The following is a 20,550-nucleotide window of genomic DNA, read 5'->3' as shown; positions in this document are numbered from 1 at the left end:
ACAGTACCAGCGCAGCCCCGGGGGCTGCGCTTCTCTTTTCAGAATCAAGGAAAGCCATCACATGCAAGCTGCGCGCCCCCTGTACAACGCCACCAAGATCGTTGCCACCATCGGTCCTGCATCGACCGATTTCGACATCCTCGTCAAGATGATCCGGGCCGGCGTCGACGTCGTGCGCCTGAACTTCTCGCACGGCAAGGCACAGGATCACATCGACCGCGCCACGCTGGTGCGCCGCGCCGCCGCCGAATGCGGGGTCGAAGTGGCGATCATGGCCGACATGCAGGGCCCCAAGATCCGCGTCGGCAAGTTTGAAGAGGGCAAGATCTTCCTGAACAATGGCGACAAGTTCATTCTCGACGCGCGGTGGGGCGAGAACGGCGAACTGGGCAACCAGGAACGCGTCGGCCTCGACTACAAGGCGCTGCCGCGCGACGTCAAGCCGGGCGACAAGCTGCTGCTCAACGACGGCCTGATCGTGCTGGTCGTCGACAAGGTGGTCGGCCAGGAAATCTGCACCACGGTCAAGGTCGGCGGCGAGCTGTCGAACAACAAGGGCATTAACCGCCAGGGCGGCGGCCTGACCGCGCCGGCGCTGACCTCGAAAGACATGGAAGACATCAAGACCGCGATGAGCTTCCAGGCCGACTACCTGGCGATCTCGTTCCCGAAGAATGCCACCGACATGGAAATGGCGCGCCAGCTGGCCAACATCGCCGGCGAAGCCTACGGCCACAAGCCGATGATGATCGCCAAGATCGAGCGCGCCGAAGCGATTCCCGTGCTACAGGAAATCCTCGACGCTTCCGACGGCATTATGGTCGCCCGCGGCGACCTGGCGGTGGAAGTGGGCAACGCGGCCGTGCCGGCGCTGCAGAAGCGCATGATCAAGATGGCGCGCGCTTCCAACAAGCTGGCCATCACCGCGACCCAGATGATGGAGTCGATGATCGTCAACGCGGTGCCGACCCGCGCCGAAGTGTCGGACGTGGCGAACGCGGTGCTGGACGGCACCGATGCCGTGATGACCTCGGCCGAAACCGCATCGGGCAAGTATCCGGTCGAAACCGTCGAGATGATGGCCGCTATTTGCCTGGAAGCGGAACAATCCGAATACAACAAGCAGGACGCAGATTTCCTGAATGTCCAGTTCACCCGCATCGACCAGTCGATCGCCTACGGCACCCTGTTCACGGCCCATCACCTGAAGGTGAAGGCGATCGTGGCGCTGACCGAATCGGGCTCGACCGCGCTGTGGATGAGCCGCCACTCGATCGACACCCCGATCTTCGCCCTGACCCCGCTGCAAACGACGCAGCGCAAGGCGTCGCTGTACCGGAACGTGCGAGCATTCCACCTCCTGCAGGAAGGTGGCAGCCACGCGGTGCTGCGCCGTGCGGAAGAGGTCCTGATTCGCGAAGGCATGGTGCGCAAGGGCGACATGATCGTCGTGACCTGGGGCTCGCCGATGGGCCAGGCCGGCGGCACCAACGCGCTCAAGATCGTGCGCGTGGGCGAGCTGGACGAAATAGTTTCTTAATTGTTTGGAGTAATCAACCATGGCACTCGTATCGATGCGTCAACTGCTGGACCATGCCGCCGAACACGGCTACGGCCTGCCGGCATTCAACGTCAACAATCTTGAGCAAGTGCAGGCCATCATGGCCGCCGCCGACGCCGTCAACGCTCCGGTGATCATGCAAGCCTCGGCCGGCGCCCGCAAGTACGCCGGCGAAGCCTTCCTGCGCCACCTGATCGACGCCGCCGTCGAAGCCTATCCGCACATCCCGGTCGTCATGCACCAGGACCACGGCCAGTCGCCGGCGGTCTGCATGGCCGCGATCCGTTCGGGCTTCACTTCGGTGATGATGGACGGTTCCTTGGAGGCCGACGGCAAGAGCGTGGCTTCGTATGAATACAACGTCGAAGTGTCCAAAGAAGTCGTGAAATTCGCGCACTCGATCGGCGTGACGGTCGAAGCCGAACTGGGCGTGCTCGGTTCGCTCGAGACCATGAAGGGCGACAAGGAAGACGGCCACGGCGCCGACGGCACCATGACCCGCGAGCAGCTGCTGACCGACGTGGCCCAGGCCGCCGACTTCGTCGCCAAGACCCAGTGCGACGCCCTGGCGATCGCCATCGGCACCTCGCACGGCGCCTATAAATTCACCCGCAAGCCGACCGGCGACATCCTGGCGATCGACCGCATCAAGGAAATCCACACCCGCATCCCGAACACCCACCTGGTGATGCACGGCTCGTCGTCGGTGCCGCAGGAACTGCTGGCGATCATCCGCGAATTCGGCGGCGACATGAAAGAGACCTACGGCGTGCCGGTCGAGGAGATCCAGGAAGGCATCAAGCACGGCGTTCGCAAGATCAACATCGACACCGACATCCGCCTGGCCATGACCGCTGCGATCCGCAAGTACATGTTCCAGAACCCGTCGAAGTTCGACCCGCGCGACTACCTGAAGCCGGCCCGCGAAGCCGCCACCGAGGTGTGCAAGGCGCGTTACCTGTCCTTCGGCTGCGAAGGCATGGCGGGCAAGATCAAGCCGCTGCCGCTGGACAAGATGGCCGAGCGCTACAAGGCCGGCGAGCTGTCCCAGATCGTGAAGTAAATGTCGTAAGTGAAGCCAGGCTGCGTTGCAGGAGCCGCGCAGCCAGCTTCATCCTCAGCCTTTATCAACGTCATCCCGGCGCAGGCCGGGACCCAATTCCTCCGCGCAGTCGACAGCGGTATTGCAGTTGGTACGCGAGCAAACTTGGGTCCCGGCCTCCGCCGGGACGACGGAGTGCAAATTGACGTAAAATTACGCGCTGGCCCAGGCCACTCCCCCAGACCTGACCCACTCGACCGGCACCATCCCGGCCCCGTTTCCCTGATATCCCATCTATGAACAGCCTCTACCAATCCACCATCCAGTCCCTGCCACTGCTCGGTCGCGGCAAGGTACGCGACAACTACGCTGTCGGCGACGACAAGATCCTGATCGTCACTACCGACCGCCTGTCGGCCTTCGACGTGGTCATGAACGAGCCGATCCCGGCCAAGGGCATGGTGCTGAACCAGATGAGCGACTTCTGGTTCGAGAAGCTCGGCCACATCGTGCCGAACCACCTGACCGGCGTCGCCCCGGAATCGGTCGTCGCCCCGAACGAGGTGGAGCAGGTGCGCGGCCGCGCGGTCGTGGCCAAGCGCCTCAAGCCGATCATGGTCGAAGCCGTCGTGCGCGGCTACATTATCGGCTCGGGCTGGAAGGACTACCAGGAAAGCGGCGCCATCTGCGGCATCGAGCTGCCCGCCGGCCTGCGCCAGGCCGACAAGCTGCCGCAGCCGCTGTTCACCCCGGCCGCCAAGGCCGACATCGGCGAACACGACGAGAACATCTCGTTCGAGGAAATGGAAAACCGCATCGGCAAGGAACTGGCCGCCAAGATGCGCGACATCAGCATCCAGCTCTACACCGCCGCCGCCGAATACGCCGCCACCCGCGGCATCATCATCGCCGACACCAAGTTCGAATTCGGCCTGGACGACAACGGTACCCTGCACCTGATGGACGAAGTGCTGACCGCCGACTCCTCGCGCTTCTGGCCGGCCGACTCGTACGCGCCGGGCATGTCGCCGCCTTCCTTCGACAAGCAGTTCGTGCGCGACTACCTGGAAACCCTGACCGACTGGGGCAAGACCGCGCCGGCGCCGAACCTGCCGCAGGACGTCATCGAGAAAACCCAGGCCAAGTATTTCGAAGCCATCGAACGCCTCACCGGCGAGAAGCTGAAGGCATAAGCAGATGACTGATCAAGCAAAAGCTGTCGTTGGCGTCATCATGGGTTCCTCGTCCGACTGGGACGTGATGAAGAACGCGGTGGACGTCCTGAAGCAGTTCGGCGTGCCCTTCGAAGCCCAGGTGATCTCGGCGCACCGCATGCCCGACGAGATGTTCACCTATGCCGAAACCGCGCGCGCGCGCGGCCTGCGCGCGATCATCGCCGGGGCAGGGGGCGCCGCCCACCTGCCGGGCATGGTGGCCGCCAAGACCATCGTGCCGGTGCTGGGCGTGCCGGTGCCCTCGAAGTACCTGCGCGGCGAGGATTCGCTGCTGTCGATCGTGCAGATGCCGAAAGGCGTGCCGGTGTCGACCTTCGCCATCGGCGAAGCCGGCGCCGCCAACGCGGCCCTGACCGCGGTCGCCATCCTGGCCGCCACCGACGAGGCGCTGGCGCACAAGCTCCTGGCCTTCCGCGCCGAGCAGACCGCGGCCGCCCAGGCCATGACCCTTCCCGTACTGACGCATGAGTGACGTCGCATCCAAGGGAGCATTGCTCCCGGCCGCCAATCCGTCGGCCTGGCTCGGCGTGATGGGCGGCGGCCAGCTTGGCCGCATGTTCGCCCATGCCGCCCAGGCGATGGGCTTCAAGGTGGCCGTGCTCGAACCAGGCATGGACTGCCCGGCAGGGCAGGTCGCCGAGCGCCTGATCAACGCAAGCTATCTCGACGCCGCGGGCCTGGCCGAGCTGGCGCGTACCTGCGTGGCGGTCACCACCGAATTCGAAAACGTCCCGGCCGACAGCATGGCCTGGCTGGGCGAGCGCAGCTTTGTCGCGCCCAGCGCATCCTGCGTGTCGATCGCCCAGGACCGCATTGCGGAGAAGCGCTTCTTCGTGGAGTGCGCACCGCGCTCCGGCGTGATGCCGGCGCCGCACAAGACCATCGCCTCGCATGCCGACATCGACGCCATCGATGACGACCTGCTGCCGGGGATCCTGAAGACCGTGCGCATGGGCTACGATGGCAAGGGCCAGGTGCGCGTGCGCACCCGCGAGGACGTGCGCGCCGCCTTCGATGCCATGGACGGCGTGACCTGCCTGCTGGAGAAGATGCTGCCGCTGGCCTACGAGGTCTCGGTGCTCACCGCGCGCGGCATCGACGGCGCCTCGGTGGTGTATCCGATCGCCGAGAACGTGCACCGCGACGGCATCCTGTTCACCACCACCGTGCCCGGACCGAACGTGTCGGAGGCGTGCGCCAGGCAGGCGCAGGATGCGGCGCGCGCCATCGTGGCCCAGCTGGGTTATGTGGGCGTGCTGTGCATCGAGTTCTTCGTGCTCCAGGACGGCACGCTGGTGGTCAACGAGATGGCGCCGCGCCCGCACAACAGCGGCCACTACACCATCGACGCCTGCGTCACCAGCCAGTTCGCGCAGCAGGTGCGCGCGATGGCGCGCCTGCCGCTGGGCGACGTGCGCCAGCATTCGCCGGCCGTCATGCTGAACATCCTGGGTGACGTCTGGTTCGAGGGCGACAGCGAAGGTGACGCAAGTGCGGCACGCGAACCCGCCTGGGACCGCGTGCTGGCGCTGCCGGGCGCCAACCTGCACCTGTACGGCAAGGACGACCCGCGCCGCGCGCGCAAGATGGGACATGTCACTTTCGTGGCGCCCACCCTGGAGCAGGCGCAGGCCAGCCTGCGCCAGGCCTGCGCCATCCTCGGCATCCCGGAGTGAGCATGGCAAGCGAGAATCTCGACCAGGCTGCGATCGACGCCGCCGCACGCGCGCTCGAAGACGGCGCGCTGGTCGCCTTCCCGACCGAGACCGTGTACGGTCTCGGGGCGGATGCCGAGAACCCGGCCGCGGTGGCCGCCATCTATGCCGCCAAGGGCCGCCCGCAGGATCATCCGGTGATCGTGCACCTGGCGCCGGATGCGCCGCTCGACTACTGGGCTGCCGACATTCCGGCCGAGGCCCATGCGCTGGCCGCGGCGTTCTGGCCGGGCCCGCTGACCATGATCCTCAAGCGCGCGCCGAACATCCCGGACGCCGTCAGCGGCGGCCAGGACACGGTCGGCCTGCGCTGCCCCTCGCACCCGGTGGCGATCGCGCTGCTGCGCGCCTTCAAGGGCGGCCGCGGCGGCGTGGCCGCGCCCTCGGCCAACAAGTTCGGCGCGGTCAGTCCGACGCTGGCCGAACACGTGCGCGACGAGTTCGGGCAGGACGGCAGCCTGGCCATGGTGCTGGACGGCGGTGCATCACAGGTCGGCATCGAATCGACCATCGTCGACCTGTCACGCCTGGCCACCCACGGTCCGGTGCTGCTGCGTCCGGGCCATATCAGCGCCGACGCCATCGCCGCCGTGATCGACCAGGTGCCGGCCGCGCCGGATGCCGCAGCACCGCGCGCTTCGGGCACGCTCGAATCGCACTACGCGCCGCACACGCCGGTGGCGATGCAAGACGGCGCGCAGTTGCGCCAGACCCTGCGTGAATTCGCCGCGGCCGGCCGCAAGGTCGCACTGATCCATTACTCGGAGCTGCCGCTGACGGACACGCCGCCGACGCATGCGGCCCTGCGCCTGCCGGCCACGCCGGATGGCTTCGCCCACGCCCTGTACGCCGCGCTGCGCGCGATGGACAACCACGGCGCCGACGTGATCCTGGTCGAGGCGCCGCCGCAAGGCGGAGCCTGGCTGGGCGTCAACGACCGCCTGCGCCGCGCCGCTCACGGCTCGACCGGCATCGTGCACGGCCTGCTCAATCAAGTCACCCCGCGGTCCCCCCTCGCCTGAGTACCCTGATCGGGTAGAGCGCCCGTACGTACGGGCGTTCTTCAAAACCACACCCCCTCGAGAAAGCACTTCTTGCGGGCTCGACGGGAGGGCTATAATCGCCCTCCCGATCTGTTTGCTCTTGTCACCAAAAACTGACGTATGGACAAGCATTTCCCTATACAAGCAAGTTGAACACTGGCATATTATTGTGATGCGAATAGCACGCCCGTTCGTTTCAGAATAAACCATCTTAGGAGACACAATGCGTCACACCAAACTCGCGCTGACCCTGCTGACTGCAGCGGTGCTGGCGGCCTGCGGCGGAACCAGCCCAAGCGGCGGCGACCAAACGCAAGCACTCACCTTCACCCAGCAGGTCTCCTTCGGCGACAGCCTGTCCGACGTGGGCACCTATGCCGTTGGCGCGGTCAAGCAGGCCGGCGGCGGCAAGTTCACCATCAATGGCGACGGCACCGCGAAGAGCCCTGAGCTGAACGGCAAGATCTGGGTCGACTTCCTGGCCGCCGAGCTGAAACTGCCGGCGCCGTGCCCGGCCCAGACCGGCCTGCTGGGCGACCCCGCGCTGGGCTTCTCGGTGCCCGTGACGAACAACCTGAATTGCTTCAACTACGCCCAAGGCGGCTCGCGCGTGACCAACCCGATTGGCCCGGGCAACCCGTCCACCGGTTCGCCGATCGGCGAGATGACGGTGCCGCTGGTGACCCAGGTCGCCAACCACCTGTCCCGCAACGGCAACAAGTTCAGCGGTACCGAGCTGGTCACCGTCCTGTCGGGCGGCAACGATGTGCTGATGCAGCTGGCCACGCTGTCGGCTGCGGCGACCGCCGCCGGCACCGCCGCCGGCGCGCAGACCTTTGCCACCTCGCTGACCGCCCAACTGGCCGCCGGCGCCACCAACCCGCAGACCGCCGCCCAGGCGATCGGCGCGGCCATCATGGCCGAAAGCGCGCGCCCCGGCTCCACTTCCCAGACCATCGTCGGCGCCGCCGTGGGCGCTGCCGCGGTCCAGCCGGGCAATGCCGCCGTCGCCCAGGTCTCCGTCTACGGCCCGATGGTGGCCAAGGCCCAGGCCGACGCGGCCGCGGCCGGCGCCAAGGCCGGCGCCGACTACGCTACCGCCAACGGTCCGAAGCTGGTCCAGGAACTGGGCGCCGCCGGCGCGCAGATGGCCGCACTGGTCAAGAACGAGATCGTCGGCAAGGGCGCCAAGTACGTCGTGGTCGCCAACCTGCCGGACGTGGCCAGCACCCCGGCCGCCAAGTCGAAGACCGCCGACATCCAGCAACTGACCGCCGCCATGGTCAACGCCTTCAACACCCAGCTGAAGAACGGCCTGGGCGCCGACGATCCGCGCATCCTGTATGTCGACCTGTACACCGTCAGCAACGACCAGGTGAAGAATCCGGCGCCGTACGGGCTGACCAACACCACGACCCCGGCCTGCGGCCCGAACGCGCTGGGCACCACTTCCCTGATCTGCACCAACGCCAACACGGTGGCCGGTGACGTCAGCCACTACATGTTCGCCGACGAGATCCACCCGACCCCGTTCGAGAACAACCTGGTGGCGCGCTATGTCCTCAAGGATATGGCCATCAAGGGCTGGCTGTAAGCACTGCTGCGAGGCCTGCCGGGAACGGCGGGCCTCTATAAACATTCAGGAGAAAAAATGAAAGTACGTTTCAACAGCGTCGTCAAAGTGCTGGGCGTGGCCGCCGCGCTGGCCTGTGCTTCGACCGCATCGGCCCAGTCGGCCGGCCAGTTCACCGCCAAGATCGGCGTCAACCAGCTGACCCCGAAGGTCGAGAGCGGCGACATTAGCGCGCCGGCCCTGCCGGGCACCAAGGCCGATGTCGAGAAGGATACCCAGCCGGTGCTGGTCCTTGCGTACGGCCTGACGGACAATATTTCGCTCGAAACCGCCCTGGGCACGCCATACAAGCACAAGATCTACGGTGCCGGCGCGATCGCCGGCACCGGCGAGCTGGGCACCGTGCAGGCACTGCCGGCGACCCTGTTCGCGCAATACCGCTTCGGCGCCCCGGACGCGATGTTCCGTCCCTTCGTCGGCATCGGCGCCACCTATGCCTACTTCATGAAGGAACGTGGTTCGGCCAAGATGACCGCGATCACCAACCCGGGCATGGGCGTGCCGACCACCTTCAGCATCGACAACAAGTTCACCTACACTGCCCAGATCGGCATGGCGGTGAACTTCAACGCGAAGTGGTTTGCCGACGTGACCGTCAACAAGGCCCGCCTGCGTACCGATGTGCACTTCTCGACCGGCCAGACCCAGTACATGAAACTGGATCCGGTGGCGGTGGTGCTGGCGGTCGGCTACAAGTTCTAGGCTGCGTTTCCCGTTGCCTCAAGGCCCGCCGCGTGCGGGCCTTTTTCATGGTGCAGGCAGCGCAAGCTGCCGGCGGTCGAAAACAGTGTTGCGCGGCACGCTGTCAATCGATGGGCCGGGCGAACCTACAATGCTCCCAACGCATCCGGTCCGGTCCGCTGTCCGGCTGGCCTATCCACACCGCTAGGAGCACCCCATGAACCACCCCTGCGCCCCCGACATATCGCCCGGCATGCTGCGCCTGTTGGCCGTCTCGGCAGGCCTGATCGTCGCCAACCTGTATTACGCCCAGACCCTGGTCGGCCCGATCAGCGCCGCCACCGGCCTGTCTGCGCAGGCCGCCGGGCTGATCGTCACGCTGACCCAGGTCGGCTACGCCCTTGGCCTGCTCTTCATCGTCCCGCTCGGCGACCTGCTGGAAAACCGCAGGCTGGTGTTCGTGGCGCTGCTGGCCACCAGCGCGGCCCTTGCGCTGGCCGCCTCCAGCACCAGCGCCTGGACCTTCCTTGCCGCCTCGCTCGGCATCGGCCTGGGCTCGGTCGCGGCGCAGGTACTGGTGCCCTTCGCCGCCCACCTGTCGCACGAAGCGACGCGCGGACAGGCGGTCGGCAAGGTGGTCAGCGGCCTGCTGCTCGGGATCATGCTGGCCAGGCCGGCCGCCAGCCTGGTGGCCGACCATGGCGGCTGGCACCTGGTGTTCGGCATTGCCGCGCTGCTGATCCTGGTGCTGGCCTTCGTCCTGCGCCGCAAGCTGCCGCTGCGCCAGCCGGCGCATCGGCTCGGATACCGACAACTGATCGGTTCGCTGTGGACGCTGCTGGCGACGACGCCCCTGCTGCGCCGCCGCGCCGCCTATCACGCCGGCCTGTTCGGAGCCTTCAGCCTGTTCTGGACCGTCACGCCGATGGTGCTGGAAAGCCCGCGCTTTCACCTGACGCAGACCGGGATCGCGGTGTTCGCCCTGGTCGGCATGGCCGGCGCCATCGCGTCGCCGATCGCCGGGCGCCTGGCCGACCGCGGCTACACCCTGCCTGCCACCGCGGCCGCCCTGGTGCTCGGCATCCTCGGTTTCGCGCTGCCCCTGTACCAGCCCGCCTCGCGCGCGCTGGCCATCGGCGTGCTGGTGGTGGCCTCGATCGTGCTGGACATGGCGGTGGCCGCCAATCTGGTGCTGGGCCAGCGCGCCATCTTCGCGCTCGGCGCCGAGGTGCGCAGCCGCCTGAACGGCATCTACTTCGCGCTGTTCTTCGGCGGCGGCGCGCTCGGGTCGGCGGCGGGCGCCTGGGTGTATGCGCATCACGGCTGGGATGCGGCACTGTGGACCGGAATGGCCTTCCCGCTGGCGGCCCTGGTTTACTGGTGCGCCGAGCTGGCGCCGGCCGGCAAGCCGGCGCAAACCTCAGTCGAGGGGAACACCTGACTGCGCCAGATGTTCGGCCAGCAGGTCGACGAAGCTGCGGATCTTTTCCGAGCCGCGCCGGTTGCTGCCGTAGAGCGCATACAGCGCCACGTCCATCGGGCCCGGATTGACGTCGAAGTCTGCCAGGACCTGTACCAGGCGCCCGCTGCGCAGGTCCTCATGCACCAGCCAGCGCGCCAGCATCGCCACGCCCAGGCCGGCGACGGCGGCCTGGCGCAGCACTTCCGCGTTATCGGCCTGGACCACGCCCTGGAACGCGATCTCTTCGACCGGCGCATCGGGGCCGCCGTCCTTGCGGCGCAGGCGCCAGCCGCGCCGATGGTCGGCAAAGCTGAACGGCAGGCAGTCGTGCCGCGCGAGATCGGCAGGAAGCAGGGGCAGGCCGCGGCGCCGCAGGTAGGCAGGGCTGGCGCACAGCACCCGGCTGTGTCCGGCCAGGCGGCGCGCCACCAGCCTGGCCTGCGGGTCGAGGCTGCCGATGCGGATCGCCACGTCGACCGATTCGTCGACCAGGCTGATTGCGGTGTCGCTCAGGCGCAGGTCGAGCTGCAAGCGCGGATGGCGCGCGCGCAGCGCGGGCAGGATCGGCGCGATGTGCAGCGCGGCGAAGCTGACCGGGGCCGCGACCCGCAGCAGGCCGGCGACACCCGTGGCGCTGCCGCTGGCGGCGTCGTCGGCGGCATCGAGCTGCGCGAGGATGCGCAGCGCATCCTCGTGGTAGCCGCGGCCTGCTTCGGTGAGCGTGACGCTGCGGGTCGAACGGTTCAGCAGGGCCACGCCGAGACGCGCCTCGAGCGCGTCGACCACACGCGTGACCGACGACGTCGCCACGCCGAGCTGGCGCGCGGCTTTCGAGAAGCCGCCGCAGGCGGCGACGGTGCAGAAGGTCTTGAGTTCGGCGAATCGGTCCATGGACTTCCTATGATGCCGGTGAAAGATGCTGCCAGCTCATCTTTCCATATGGCGGGCCGCATGACAAGAACGACGGGGCGCAAGGAAAAAAGCCCGCGCGAGGGCGGGCCGAAAAGCACTGCAGGAGATGCCTGGAACCTCGAGCGTCGGAACGTGCAGCGCAGCCGCGCCACGCGGATGCCTGGCGGCTTAGCGCTGGCGCGCGAGCGTCACCCGCACCGGATTGCCGGCGCGCGCCGCGGTGTCCTGCGCCAGCCGCTGCCATTGTTGCGCCGTGGTGATCTCGCCGGCGCGGCTCCAGGCGCCACCGGCGTAGTAGCGCAGCGGCTTGCCGGAGCTGGCCTTGGCCAGGATCAGTTCGTTCAGGGCGTCCTGGGTGAAGCCTTCCGCGTTCGGCAGCACCACCGCCGTGCCGAAGGCGCCGTTGCTGTCCTGCTCGACCCACTGCAGCAGCACCGGACCGTCGCGCTTGACCGTGATCACCGGGTTCTGTCCCTTGTCGCTCGGGGTCTTGTTCAGGCCCACGGCGACGGTGATCGGTTCGTTCCCATCGTACTGGAAGCTGCTGTCGATGCGGTCCAGCTGGTGGCCGGCGTCGACGGTGAAGCGCTTGATCTCGCTGACTTGCCTGCCGGCCGCATCCCAGGCGGCGTAATGCAGCTCGAACACCGCGCGCACCGGGCCGTTGGCCAGTACCTTCCACGACGCGTAGTTGACGCTGGTGTGAAGCTGCTTGCCGTCCCACACGCCGGTGCCGCCCGTGCCGCGCGACTTGCCGACGTTGTACATGTCCATGCCCTCACCCTCGTCGTGGTGGTAGTGGTCATGGCCCTTGTTGTACCAGCGGTCGACGATCGGGTAGGGCACCCGCTTGAACCACAGGTCCAGTCCGCTCGTGACCAGTACCTCCTTGTTCATGCCCGCCGGCGAGGGGGCGGCCAGGGCCGGACCGTAGGTACGGTGCGCGATCTTGTCGTTTTCCCAGGCGAAGTCGTCGAGGCGCTCCGGCACGTAGCGCGCAAAGGCCTTGGGGGCGAACACCGGCGCCACCGTGTCGATCTTCTCGACGGTGAAGGCGGCGCGCTGTTCGCCCGGGGCGAAGCTGTGCTGGAACAGCAGTTCGCCGTAGGCGATGCCCGCGTTGTGCGGATCCTTCGACAGCGGCGCGACGTTGGTCACCTGGTAGGGCAGCACGCGCCCCTTGGCATCCTTGACCGCGATCTTCTGGACCAGGGCGCCCGGCAGCGCGGCATTCACGTCGCTCCACGGAATCGAGATCGTCTCGGACGGACGCGCGATGGACAGGTCGTGCCGGACGGTGACGGCCAGCTTTTCAGCGGCGCCGGCGTCCAGCGCCGCAGCCAGGGCTGCTGCAAGGATCAGTCGTTTCATGGTTCGGTGGTCCTCGTTCAGTGGTGTTCGCGGTAATCGGTCTTGCCGCCCTTGGGCAGGTAATGGTAGGTGCGCACCTTGTGCTGGATCTCGAAGGCCGGGTTGTTGATCAGCTTGATGATCTCGGCGCCGGCCAGCAGCATCGGGCCGTAGCCGTGCAGCGCGTGCACGCTGGTCGGGCGGTTGTAGTAATAGACCATGTCGCCGGCCAGCGTCGTGCCGACGCAGGTGCCTTCCACCTGGCCCTTGGCATTGATGCGGGTCGACAGGCCCGCCCAGCCGGCCTGTGCGATCGAGCCGTAGGTGGTGGGGCTGACCCAGCCCTGGTTGACCGCGTGTGCAATCACGTAGGTGAAGATGGCGCTGGCCGAGGTTTCGAGGTAGGAGTCGTTGCGGTCCAACATCTGGTGCCACAGGCCGGTGCCCGACTGCAGTTCGGCGATGCCCTTGATCGCGGCGCGCAGCTGGTTCAGCACCTGCGGGTAACCCGGGTGGTCCTTCGGCAGCACGTCGAGCAGGTCGGACATGGCCAGCACCGCCCAGCCGTTGGCGCGCGCCCAGTAGAAACGCGGCGCGTCCGGGTGGTTGGCGTGCCAGCCGTGGGTGTACAGGCCGAGCTGCGGGTTGAACAGGCGCCTGGTCATGCCCGTCACATTGTCGACGGCGTCGTCGAAGTGCTTGCGCTTGCCGGTCAGGCGGCCCATCTCGGCCAGCGCCGGGATGCTCATGTACATGTCGTCGGCCCACAGCGAGACTTCCTGCGGACGCTTGCGCGCCATGGTGCCGTCTTCCAGGCGGAACTGCTTGTTGGCCACCCAGTCGCTGCAGGTGTCGATCATGGTTTGCAGGTCCGGACCGACCCTGGCCAGGCGCGCGCGGATCAGGGCGGCGCACATCGAGCCGGCATCGTCCAGCGAGCGCGGGTCGAGGAAGCGCGAGAAACTGTTGGCCCGTTCGAGGTGGAAGCGCCGTTCCTGGGCGCGGAAGTAGGGGAGGGTCTGGTCGAAGAACTGGAAGTGGCGCCGGGTCATCGCCATGAAGCTCGGGTCGCCGGTGGCTTCGGCAGCTTTCAGCAGGCCGGAATGGACCACGCCCATCTCGTAGACCTGGATGCCGTAGTCGCCCGCGCTGGGCGCGAAGATGGCGTCGGCGACCGGGGTCTTCAGATCGGTGATCGGCTGGCCGGTCTTCTTGCTGATGATGCGGGTCGGCGTGGCGCCGTCCAGGTAGGCGCGGATCGATTCGAGCTGGGCCGTCACTTCCGCCACCGCCGGCTTCTTGTACGGCACCGGATACGTACCCTCGGCCGGGTCTTCGAGCTTCTTGTTGTCGGTGTTGCGGTACTTGCCACCCTGGGCCAGGGCGGGGGCGCAGGCGAAGGTGCAGCCTGCAAGGAAGGCAAGCGAGGCTGCCAGCGCGGTCGTCTTCATATGTCTCCAGTCGAAGAATTGTTCGGGTCGTTCGTCCGACTCATTGTTAAACGCGTATTTGGTCAGTCCATTCTAATTTGGTCCGACCAAAATCGCAAGGTGGACTAGCCACTGCGCGGAGTGTATGGCATACTGAAAAAGAACCTACCGACCAAGGCAACACATCATGAGCACCCAAGTTCCGCGCACGATCCGCATGCAGGCCAGCGACAACGTCGCCATCGTCGTCAACGACGGCGGACTGCCCGCGGGCACCGTCTTTCCGGACGGCCTGACCCTGATTGAAGCGGTCCCGCAAGGCCACAAGGTGGCGCTGGCCGACCTGGCGGATGGCGATGCCGTGACCCGCTACGGCGTGACGATCGGCTATGCCAGCGGCGCGATCCCGCGCGGCAGCTGGGTATCGGAGCGTGTGCTGCGCATGCCGGAAGCACGTTCGCTCGAAGACCTGCCCATCGGGACGCGTGCGGTGGCCGCCGGCCCGGCACTCGAAGGCCATACCTTCGAAGGCTACCGCAACCGGGACGGCTCGGTTGGTACCCGCAACATCATGGCCATCACCAGCACCGTGCAGTGCGTTTCCGGGGTGATCGACTACGCGGTCAAGCGCATCAAGGAAGAACTGCTGCCGCGCTACCCGAACGTCGAGGACGTGGTCGCGCTCGAGCACGTGTACGGTTGCGGTGTCGCAATCGACGCGCCAGGCGCCGACATCCCGATCAAGACCATCCGCAACCTGTCGCGCAACCCGAACTTCGGCGACCACGTCATGGTCGTCAGCCTGGGCTGCGAGAAGCTGCCGCCGGCGCGCCTGTTCCCGGCCGGGGCGATCCCGATCGGCAACGCCGAACCCTCGGTCGTCACCCTGCAGGACCAGCAGCACGTCGGCTTCATGTCGATGATCGACAATCTGATGCGGACCGCCGAGCAGCACCTGGAGCTGCTCAACGCGCGCCGGCGCGAGACCTGCCCGGCTGCCGACCTGGTGGTCGGCGTGCAGTGCGGCGGCAGCGACGCTTTTTCGGGCGTGACCGCCAACCCGGCGGTGGGCTTCGCCACCGACCTGCTGGTGCGCGCCGGCGCCGCCGTGATGTTCTCCGAGATTACCGAAGTCCGCGACGGCATCGACCAGCTCACCGCGCGCGCCGCCACCCCCGAAGTCGCCCAGGCGATGGTGCGCGAGATGCAATGGTACGACGATTACCTGGTGCGCGGCGGCGTCGACCGCAGCGCGAATACCACGCCCGGCAACAAGAAGGGCGGCCTGTCGAACATCGTGGAAAAGGCCATGGGCTCGATCGTCAAGTCGGGCACCACGGCGATCACCGGCGTGCTGTCGCCGGGCGAGAAGCTGCAGCAGAAGGGCCTGATCTACGCCGCCACCCCGGCCAGCGATTTCATCTGCGGCACCCTGCAGATGGCCGCCGGCATGAACGTGCACATTTTCACCACCGGCCGCGGCACGCCGTATGGCCTGGCGGCGGTCCCGGTCATCAAGGTGGCCACCCGCACCGAGCTGGCGACGCGCTGGCACGACCTGATGGACGTGAACGCCGGCCGCATCGCCAGCGGAGAAGCGACGATCGAGGACGTGGGCTGGGAACTGTTCCGCCTGATCCTCGACGTGGCCAGCGGGCGCAAGACCTGGGCCGAACACTGGAAACTGCATAATGCACTGGCGCTGTTCAATCCGGCGCCGGTGACCTGAACAACGAATTGGGCGTTGTTGCCGCTGCACGAATATTTGCGTCCATTGTCCGCTACGGGGATTTGAACGCGTGGGCGGCAGAGCCGCCCACCCTACGAAAAGCCCGCAAGCGTTCATGGCAACGCCACGAATATCAAGGAGTCTTGGAATGACCGACACTGCAACAGGCAAACCCTTCAAACGCATCCTGCTGACCGGCGCCGCCGGCGGCCTGGGCAAGGTGCTGCGCGAGCGCATCAAGCCATGGGCGGACGTCGTGCGCCTGTCCGACGTCGCCGACATGGGCGAGGCGCGCGAGGGCGAGGAAATCGTCCAGTGCGACCTGGCCGATAAACAGGCGGTGCTCGCGCTGCTCGACGGCGTGGACGCGGTGCTGCACTTCGGCGGCATCTCCACCGAAAAGCCCTTCGAGCCGATCATGCAGGCCAACATCCTGGGCGTGGCCAATTTGTACGAGGCGCTGCACAAGGCCGGCACCCGCCGGGTGATCTTCGCCAGCTCCAACCACGCGATCGGCTACCACCACGTCAACACGGTGCTGGACGCGAACTCGCCGACCCGCCCCGACAGCTACTACGGCCTGTCGAAGGTCTTCGGCGAGCAGATCGCGCGCTACTACTACGACCGCTTCGGCATCGAGACCGTGTGCATCCGCATCGGCTCGAGCTTCCCGGAACCGGCCAACAAGCGCATGATGAGCACCTGGTTCTCCTACGACGACCTGGTCGAGATGCTGCGCTGCTCGCTGTTCGCGCCGCGTGTCGGCCACACCATCGTGTACGGCGTCTCGGACAACGACAGCGTATGGTGGGACAACCGCCTGGCCTCGCACCTCGGCTACAAACCGAAGGACAGCTCGTCGCGATTCGCCCACCTGTTCCCGGATACCGCCGAGTTCCCGGCCAGCGACGACGTCACCACAACCTACCAGGGCGGCAAGTTTTTGCTCGACGGGCCGCAATACTGATCCGATGCTCGACCGGCTCACCCTGCGCAACGCCCGCCTGCTGGCGGAGGTCGTGCCCCAGGCGGGCGGCGGCCTCGCGCGGCTGGACTGGCTGGGCGGCGATGGCGCGCCGCCGCGAGCGCTGCTGCGCCCGCTGCCGTCCGACGTGACGGCCATGCCGCTGCCGGGGCAGCTGGCCTGTTTTCCGCTATTGCCCTGGTCGAACCGGATGGCGCCGTCCGGCTTCGCCTTCGAGGGGACGCGCCACACACCCGCCCCCAACCGTGCGGGCGAGCCTTGCCCGATCCACGGCGACGCCTGGCAGCAGCCCTGGCGCGTGGCGGCGCATGTCGACACTTCCTTGACCCTGACGCTGGACCGCCGGGACGCGCAGCCCTTCGCCTACACGGCCGAGCTGCACTACACCCTGGTCGACGATGCGCTGGTGCTGGAACTGAGCGTATGCAACGCCGGCCGCAGGGCGCTGCCCTTCGGGATCGGCCTGCATCCCTGGATGCCCGACCCGAGCGGCGCGCTGCTCCAGGCCGGCGCCAACAGCGTCTGGATGGCCGGCCCCGACAAACTGCCGGTGATCCGCCAGGACATTCCTTCGCATTGGCGCTTCGCTCATCCGGCGCCCCTGCCGCAGGACGGCGTGGACAACGTCTTCGAAGGCTGGCACGGGACCGCCCGCATCGCCTGGCCGGCACGCCGTGTCGCACTGGAGCTACAGGCCGACATGGATTATTTCATCCTCTACGCTCCGCCGGGACGCGACGTGTTCTGCTTCGAGCCGGTGGACCACCCGATCAATGCGCACAACCTGCCGGGCTACCCGGGCTTGACGGTGCTTGCACCGGGCGCGACGCTGCGCCGTCGTTGCGCCTTCCGCGGGGCGGCGCTATGAAGCGTCTGCCCGCTGCGCTTCTGCTGGCCCTCGCCATGGCGCCGTGTGCGGCGCAGGCCCAGGCCCCGTTCAACGCCGACACCACCTACCGCAAGCTGGTGCGCGACTATCCGTTCATCCGTATCGCCAGCGCCGAGGCGCCGGCGCCGGTGCAAGTGCGCAAGGACCTCGTCTATGCGCAGCGCGGCGAGCTGGCCCTTCGCCTCGACCTCTACCTGCCCGGACCGGGCGCCGGGCCTGCGCCGCTGGTGGTGCTGGTGCATGGCGGCGGCTGGGGCAGCGGCCAACGCGCCAACATGGCGCCGCTGGCGGCGCGGCTGGCCGCGCGTGGCTACGCGGCCGCCACCGTCAGCTATCGCCTGTCGGGCCAGGCGCGCTACCCGGCCGCCATTGACGACGTGACGCAAGCCGTGCGCTGGTTGCGCAGCGGCGCGGAAGGCTTCGGCATCGACCCGGCGCGCGTCGCGATCGCCGGGGGTTCGGCCGGCGGCCAGATCGCCTCGCTGGTCGGCATGCTCGCGCCGCAGGCGATCCGCGCCGTGGTGAGCATCGACGGCCTGTCCGACTTCACCTCGGAGCAGGCGCGCAGGTACGAGGACGACCCGGCCAAGAATCCCTCCGCCGCCGGCGCCTGGTTCGGCGGCCGCTACGCCGAGAAGGAAGCGCTGTGGCGCGACGCTTCGCCGCTTACCCATGCCGGCAAGGGGAGCCCGCCGGTGCTGTTCATCGTCAGCGGCGTGCCGCGCTTCTCGGTGGGCCGCGAAGCGATGGCGGCCAGGCTGGCGTCGCACGGCATCCACACCGATACCGTGGCGCTGTCCGGTACCCCGCATGCGTTCTGGCTGTTCGACCCGTGGGTGTCGCCGACCGTCGATGCAATGGCCGCCTTCCTGGCGCGCACGCTCGGGCCCGGGGCTGGCACGACAGAGGCGCGCGCACCATGGTCGCCCGACCTGGGCGACGGCCGCTATCGCAACCCGATCCTGCACGCCGACTATTCCGATCCCGATGCGATCCGTGTCGGCGACACCTACTACATGGTGGCCTCCAGCTTCGCGAACGCGCCGGGCCTGCCGCTGCTGTCCTCGCAGGACATGGTCAACTGGGAGCTGAGGGGCCACGCCTTGCCGCAGCTGACGCCGGGCGCGCAGTTCGTCGCGCCGCAGCATGGCAAGGGCGTCTGGGCGCCATCCCTGCGCTACCACGACGACACATTCTGGATCTTCTACCCGGACCCGGACCAGGGCGTGTACGTCACCACGGCCGCCAGCTTCGACGGCCCGTGGAGCGCGCCGCACCTGCTCCTGGCGGGCAAGGGCATCATCGATCCGGCCCCGCTGTGGGACGATGACGGCAAGGCGTATCTGATTCACGCCTGGGCCAGGAGCCGGGCCGGCTTCAACAACGTGCTCACGCTGCGCAGGATGGACCCCAGCGGGCGCCGCCTGCTGGACAGCGAAGGCACGGTCGTGATCGACGGCGACAAGCTGCCCGGCTACCGCACGCTGGAAGGGCCCAAGCTGTACAAGGCGAACGGCTGGTATTACGTGTTCGCGCCGGCGGGCGGCGTCGAGGAGGGCTGGCAGTCGGTATTTCGCTCGCGCAGTATCGACGGACCCTACGAATCGCGCATCGTGATGCACCAGGGCGCCACCCCGGTCAACGGGCCGCACCAGGGCGCCTGGGTGACGACGCCGCAGGGCACGGACTGGTTCTTCCATTTCCAGGACAAGCGCGCCTACGGACGCGTGGTCCACCTGCAGCCGATGCGCTGGGAAGATGGCTGGCCGCTGATCGGCGAGCCTTCAAACACGCCCGGGACCGGCCAACCGGTGCTGGAACACGCCAAGCCGGTGGCGGGCAGCGTCGCGCAGCGGGTTCCCGCGACGGGCGACGAATTCGACGGCAAGGTGCTGGGCCCGCAGTGGCAATGGGCGGCGAATCCAGACCGGCGCTGGTACGCGCTCGATGCGCGCCCTGGCGTGCTGCGCCTGTTCGCCCAGCCGGAGGCGCCGGTGCGCAGTCTGGCGTCGGTGCTGACCCAGAAGTTCCCGGCGCCGGCCTTCGGCGTCACCGCCAAAGTGGCGCTGAACGCACGGCGTGACGGCGACCAGGTAGGACTCGGCACGCTGGGCCTGGCAAGTCACTGGTTCGGCCTGCGCCGCGTCGAGGGCCAGCCGCGCGTGCTGAGGGTCAGCTGCGGCCAGGACGGCAAGTGCGTCGAAGCGCTGGGCGAGGTGTTGCCGGGCTTTGCGGCGCACCTGCGCATGCAGGTCACTGCCGGCGCCTTTGCGTCGTTCTGGTACAGCGCCGATGGGCTGCGCTATACCCAGCTCGGCCAGCCCTTCGAGGCCAGCATGGGCCGCTGGGTCGGCGCCCAGGTCGGCCTGTTCGCCACCGGCGCAGAGGGCGCCTTTGCCGACATCGACTACCTGCGCGTCACGCCCTGAAGGAATTCGGTCGGTGATAGACTTGGGGGTATTCCGCACCCTAGCACCGGAGCCGCCATGGTCCTCGACCCGCAGCATACCTATGTGTACCTTGCCGACGATGGCGGCGCCCGGGACCTGCCAGGCGCATCCTTCTGGCAAATGCCGCCATCCGAACTCGCGCGCTACGCGCAAGGCTGGCTGATTTCTGAGTTCGCTTTCACGCAAGACTGGCCGAACTGGGAGATGCATCCGCAAGGCGACGAATTCGTGTATCTGCTGTCCGGCGCCGTCGAGCTGCAGCTCGATCGGGGCGCAGAAGTGGAGAAAATCGTGTTGGAAGCTTCGGGCGCCGTCGTGGTGCCGCGCGGCGTATGGCATACCGCCAAGGTGCGCGCGCCGAGCCGCATGCTGCACGTAACGCGTGGCGAGGGTACCCTGCACAGGCCGGTCCGGCCGGAACCGGGGGGATGAT

General features: G+C 67.6%; 17 protein-coding genes. 14 read left to right on the top strand and 3 right to left on the bottom strand.

Going from position 1 to position 20,550, the window contains the following annotated elements:
- The first annotated feature begins 79 nt into the window (after positions 1–79).
- The 9 genes from pyk to IM543_21985 all read left to right on the top strand — a co-directional run bounded on the left by pyk (position 80) and on the right by IM543_21985 (position 10,351).
- Positions 80–1,540: a pyruvate kinase gene (pyk, locus tag IM543_22025; protein QOY96810.1), complete on the top strand. Its 1,461-nt coding sequence runs from the start codon at positions 80–82 to the stop codon at positions 1,538–1,540.
- A gap of 19 nt (positions 1,541–1,559) precedes the next feature.
- A complete protein-coding gene (locus IM543_22020; GenBank protein QOY94138.1) occupies positions 1,560–2,624 on the top strand; it encodes a fructose-bisphosphate aldolase class II in 1,065 nt (354 codons plus the stop codon).
- 275 nt (positions 2,625–2,899) lie between these two features.
- Positions 2,900–3,796, top strand: a complete 897-nt coding sequence (locus tag IM543_22015) for a phosphoribosylaminoimidazolesuccinocarboxamide synthase (GenBank protein ID QOY94137.1) — start codon at positions 2,900–2,902, stop codon at positions 3,794–3,796.
- 4 nt (positions 3,797–3,800) lie between these two features.
- The gene (gene purE / locus IM543_22010; GenBank protein ID QOY94136.1) at positions 3,801–4,310 is read left to right on the top strand and encodes a 5-(carboxyamino)imidazole ribonucleotide mutase; all 510 of its coding nucleotides are present in this window, start codon (positions 3,801–3,803) and stop codon (positions 4,308–4,310) included.
- Positions 4,303–5,514, top strand: coding sequence for a 5-(carboxyamino)imidazole ribonucleotide synthase (locus IM543_22005; GenBank protein ID QOY94135.1), 1,212 nt, complete (start codon positions 4,303–4,305; stop codon positions 5,512–5,514). Before purE ends, IM543_22005 begins: the two co-directional genes overlap by 8 nt.
- 2 nt (positions 5,515–5,516) lie before the next feature.
- Entirely contained in the window at positions 5,517–6,575 is a 1,059-nt protein-coding gene (locus tag IM543_22000) for a threonylcarbamoyl-AMP synthase (GenBank protein QOY94134.1), read from the top strand.
- Positions 6,576–6,819: 244 nt separating this feature from the next.
- Positions 6,820–8,190: an SGNH/GDSL hydrolase family protein gene (locus IM543_21995; GenBank protein ID QOY94133.1), complete on the top strand. Its 1,371-nt coding sequence runs from the start codon at positions 6,820–6,822 to the stop codon at positions 8,188–8,190.
- A 57-nt stretch (positions 8,191–8,247) separates the two neighbouring features.
- Complete coding sequence (locus IM543_21990) at positions 8,248–8,931, top strand: OmpW family protein (GenBank protein ID QOY94132.1); 684 nt, start codon at positions 8,248–8,250, stop codon at positions 8,929–8,931.
- 232 nt (positions 8,932–9,163) lie between these two features.
- Positions 9,164–10,351 (top strand): MFS transporter, encoded by a 1,188-nt coding sequence (locus tag IM543_21985; GenBank protein QOY96809.1) that lies wholly within the window; start codon positions 9,164–9,166, stop codon positions 10,349–10,351.
- Here the strand turns inward: IM543_21985 and IM543_21980 are convergent.
- From IM543_21980 to IM543_21970, 3 genes are all read right to left on the bottom strand, one after another.
- Complete coding sequence (locus tag IM543_21980) at positions 10,331–11,263, bottom strand: LysR family transcriptional regulator (protein QOY94131.1); 933 nt, start codon at positions 11,261–11,263, stop codon at positions 10,331–10,333. The two genes, IM543_21985 and IM543_21980, sit on opposite strands and share 21 nt — an antisense overlap.
- A 189-nt stretch (positions 11,264–11,452) precedes the next feature.
- Positions 11,453–12,655 carry a DUF4861 domain-containing protein gene (locus IM543_21975; GenBank protein QOY94130.1) on the bottom strand — a complete coding sequence of 401 codons (1,203 nt, stop codon included), beginning with the start codon at positions 12,653–12,655 and terminating at the stop codon, positions 11,453–11,455.
- Positions 12,656–12,672: 17 nt separating this feature from the next.
- Entirely contained in the window at positions 12,673–14,085 is a 1,413-nt protein-coding gene (locus tag IM543_21970; GenBank protein ID QOY94129.1) for a glycoside hydrolase family 88 protein, read from the bottom strand.
- A gap of 166 nt (positions 14,086–14,251) precedes the next feature.
- On the opposite strand from IM543_21970, the gene garD reads away from it, so the two are divergent.
- From garD to IM543_21945, 5 genes are all read left to right on the top strand, one after another.
- Complete coding sequence (gene garD / locus IM543_21965) at positions 14,252–15,793, top strand: galactarate dehydratase (protein QOY94128.1); 1,542 nt, start codon at positions 14,252–14,254, stop codon at positions 15,791–15,793.
- Between the two features lie 148 nt (positions 15,794–15,941).
- Positions 15,942–16,760, top strand: coding sequence for an NAD(P)-dependent oxidoreductase (locus tag IM543_21960; GenBank protein ID QOY94127.1), 819 nt, complete (start codon positions 15,942–15,944; stop codon positions 16,758–16,760).
- A gap of 4 nt (positions 16,761–16,764) precedes the next feature.
- Entirely contained in the window at positions 16,765–17,646 is an 882-nt protein-coding gene (locus IM543_21955) for an aldose 1-epimerase (GenBank protein QOY94126.1), read from the top strand.
- Entirely contained in the window at positions 17,643–20,096 is a 2,454-nt protein-coding gene (locus IM543_21950) for a family 43 glycosylhydrolase (protein QOY94125.1), read from the top strand. The genes IM543_21955 and IM543_21950 overlap by 4 nt, the downstream gene beginning before the upstream one ends.
- A 57-nt stretch (positions 20,097–20,153) precedes the next feature.
- Positions 20,154–20,549 carry a cupin domain-containing protein gene (locus IM543_21945; GenBank protein ID QOY94124.1) on the top strand — a complete coding sequence of 132 codons (396 nt, stop codon included), beginning with the start codon at positions 20,154–20,156 and terminating at the stop codon, positions 20,547–20,549.
- The last annotated feature ends 1 nt before the right edge of the window (position 20,550 follow it).

The organism is Massilia sp. UMI-21, from assembly GCA_015277795.1.
In the GTDB taxonomy this organism is placed as follows: domain Bacteria; phylum Pseudomonadota; class Gammaproteobacteria; order Burkholderiales; family Burkholderiaceae_D; genus Telluria.
Note: the sequence above shows the minus strand (reverse complement) of the source record. Positions and strands in the feature narration are given on the sequence as shown.

What these genes read in the sequence shown, in the direction of transcription:
- purE (QOY94136.1), top strand. Translation starts at nt 3,801, where the DNA reads ATGACTGATCAAGCAAAAGCTGTCGTTGGCGTCATCATGGGTTCCTCG.
- IM543_21955 (QOY94126.1), top strand. Translation starts at nt 16,765, where the DNA reads ATGCTCGACCGGCTCACCCTGCGCAACGCCCGCCTGCTGGCGGAGGTC.
- IM543_21980 (QOY94131.1), bottom strand. Translation starts at nt 11,263, where the DNA reads ATGGACCGATTCGCCGAACTCAAGACCTTCTGCACCGTCGCCGCCTGC.
- IM543_21970 (QOY94129.1), bottom strand. Translation starts at nt 14,085, where the DNA reads ATGAAGACGACCGCGCTGGCAGCCTCGCTTGCCTTCCTTGCAGGCTGC.
- IM543_21985 (QOY96809.1), top strand. Translation starts at nt 9,164, where the DNA reads ATGCTGCGCCTGTTGGCCGTCTCGGCAGGCCTGATCGTCGCCAACCTG.
- IM543_22020 (QOY94138.1), top strand. Translation starts at nt 1,560, where the DNA reads ATGGCACTCGTATCGATGCGTCAACTGCTGGACCATGCCGCCGAACAC.
- IM543_21990 (QOY94132.1), top strand. Translation starts at nt 8,248, where the DNA reads ATGAAAGTACGTTTCAACAGCGTCGTCAAAGTGCTGGGCGTGGCCGCC.
- IM543_22000 (QOY94134.1), top strand. Translation starts at nt 5,517, where the DNA reads ATGGCAAGCGAGAATCTCGACCAGGCTGCGATCGACGCCGCCGCACGC.
- IM543_21950 (QOY94125.1), top strand. Translation starts at nt 17,643, where the DNA reads ATGAAGCGTCTGCCCGCTGCGCTTCTGCTGGCCCTCGCCATGGCGCCG.
- IM543_21960 (QOY94127.1), top strand. Translation starts at nt 15,942, where the DNA reads ATGACCGACACTGCAACAGGCAAACCCTTCAAACGCATCCTGCTGACC.
- IM543_21945 (QOY94124.1), top strand. Translation starts at nt 20,154, where the DNA reads ATGGTCCTCGACCCGCAGCATACCTATGTGTACCTTGCCGACGATGGC.
- IM543_22005 (QOY94135.1), top strand. Translation starts at nt 4,303, where the DNA reads ATGAGTGACGTCGCATCCAAGGGAGCATTGCTCCCGGCCGCCAATCCG.
- IM543_21995 (QOY94133.1), top strand. Translation starts at nt 6,820, where the DNA reads ATGCGTCACACCAAACTCGCGCTGACCCTGCTGACTGCAGCGGTGCTG.
- IM543_22015 (QOY94137.1), top strand. Translation starts at nt 2,900, where the DNA reads ATGAACAGCCTCTACCAATCCACCATCCAGTCCCTGCCACTGCTCGGT.
- garD (QOY94128.1), top strand. Translation starts at nt 14,252, where the DNA reads ATGAGCACCCAAGTTCCGCGCACGATCCGCATGCAGGCCAGCGACAAC.
- IM543_21975 (QOY94130.1), bottom strand. Translation starts at nt 12,655, where the DNA reads ATGAAACGACTGATCCTTGCAGCAGCCCTGGCTGCGGCGCTGGACGCC.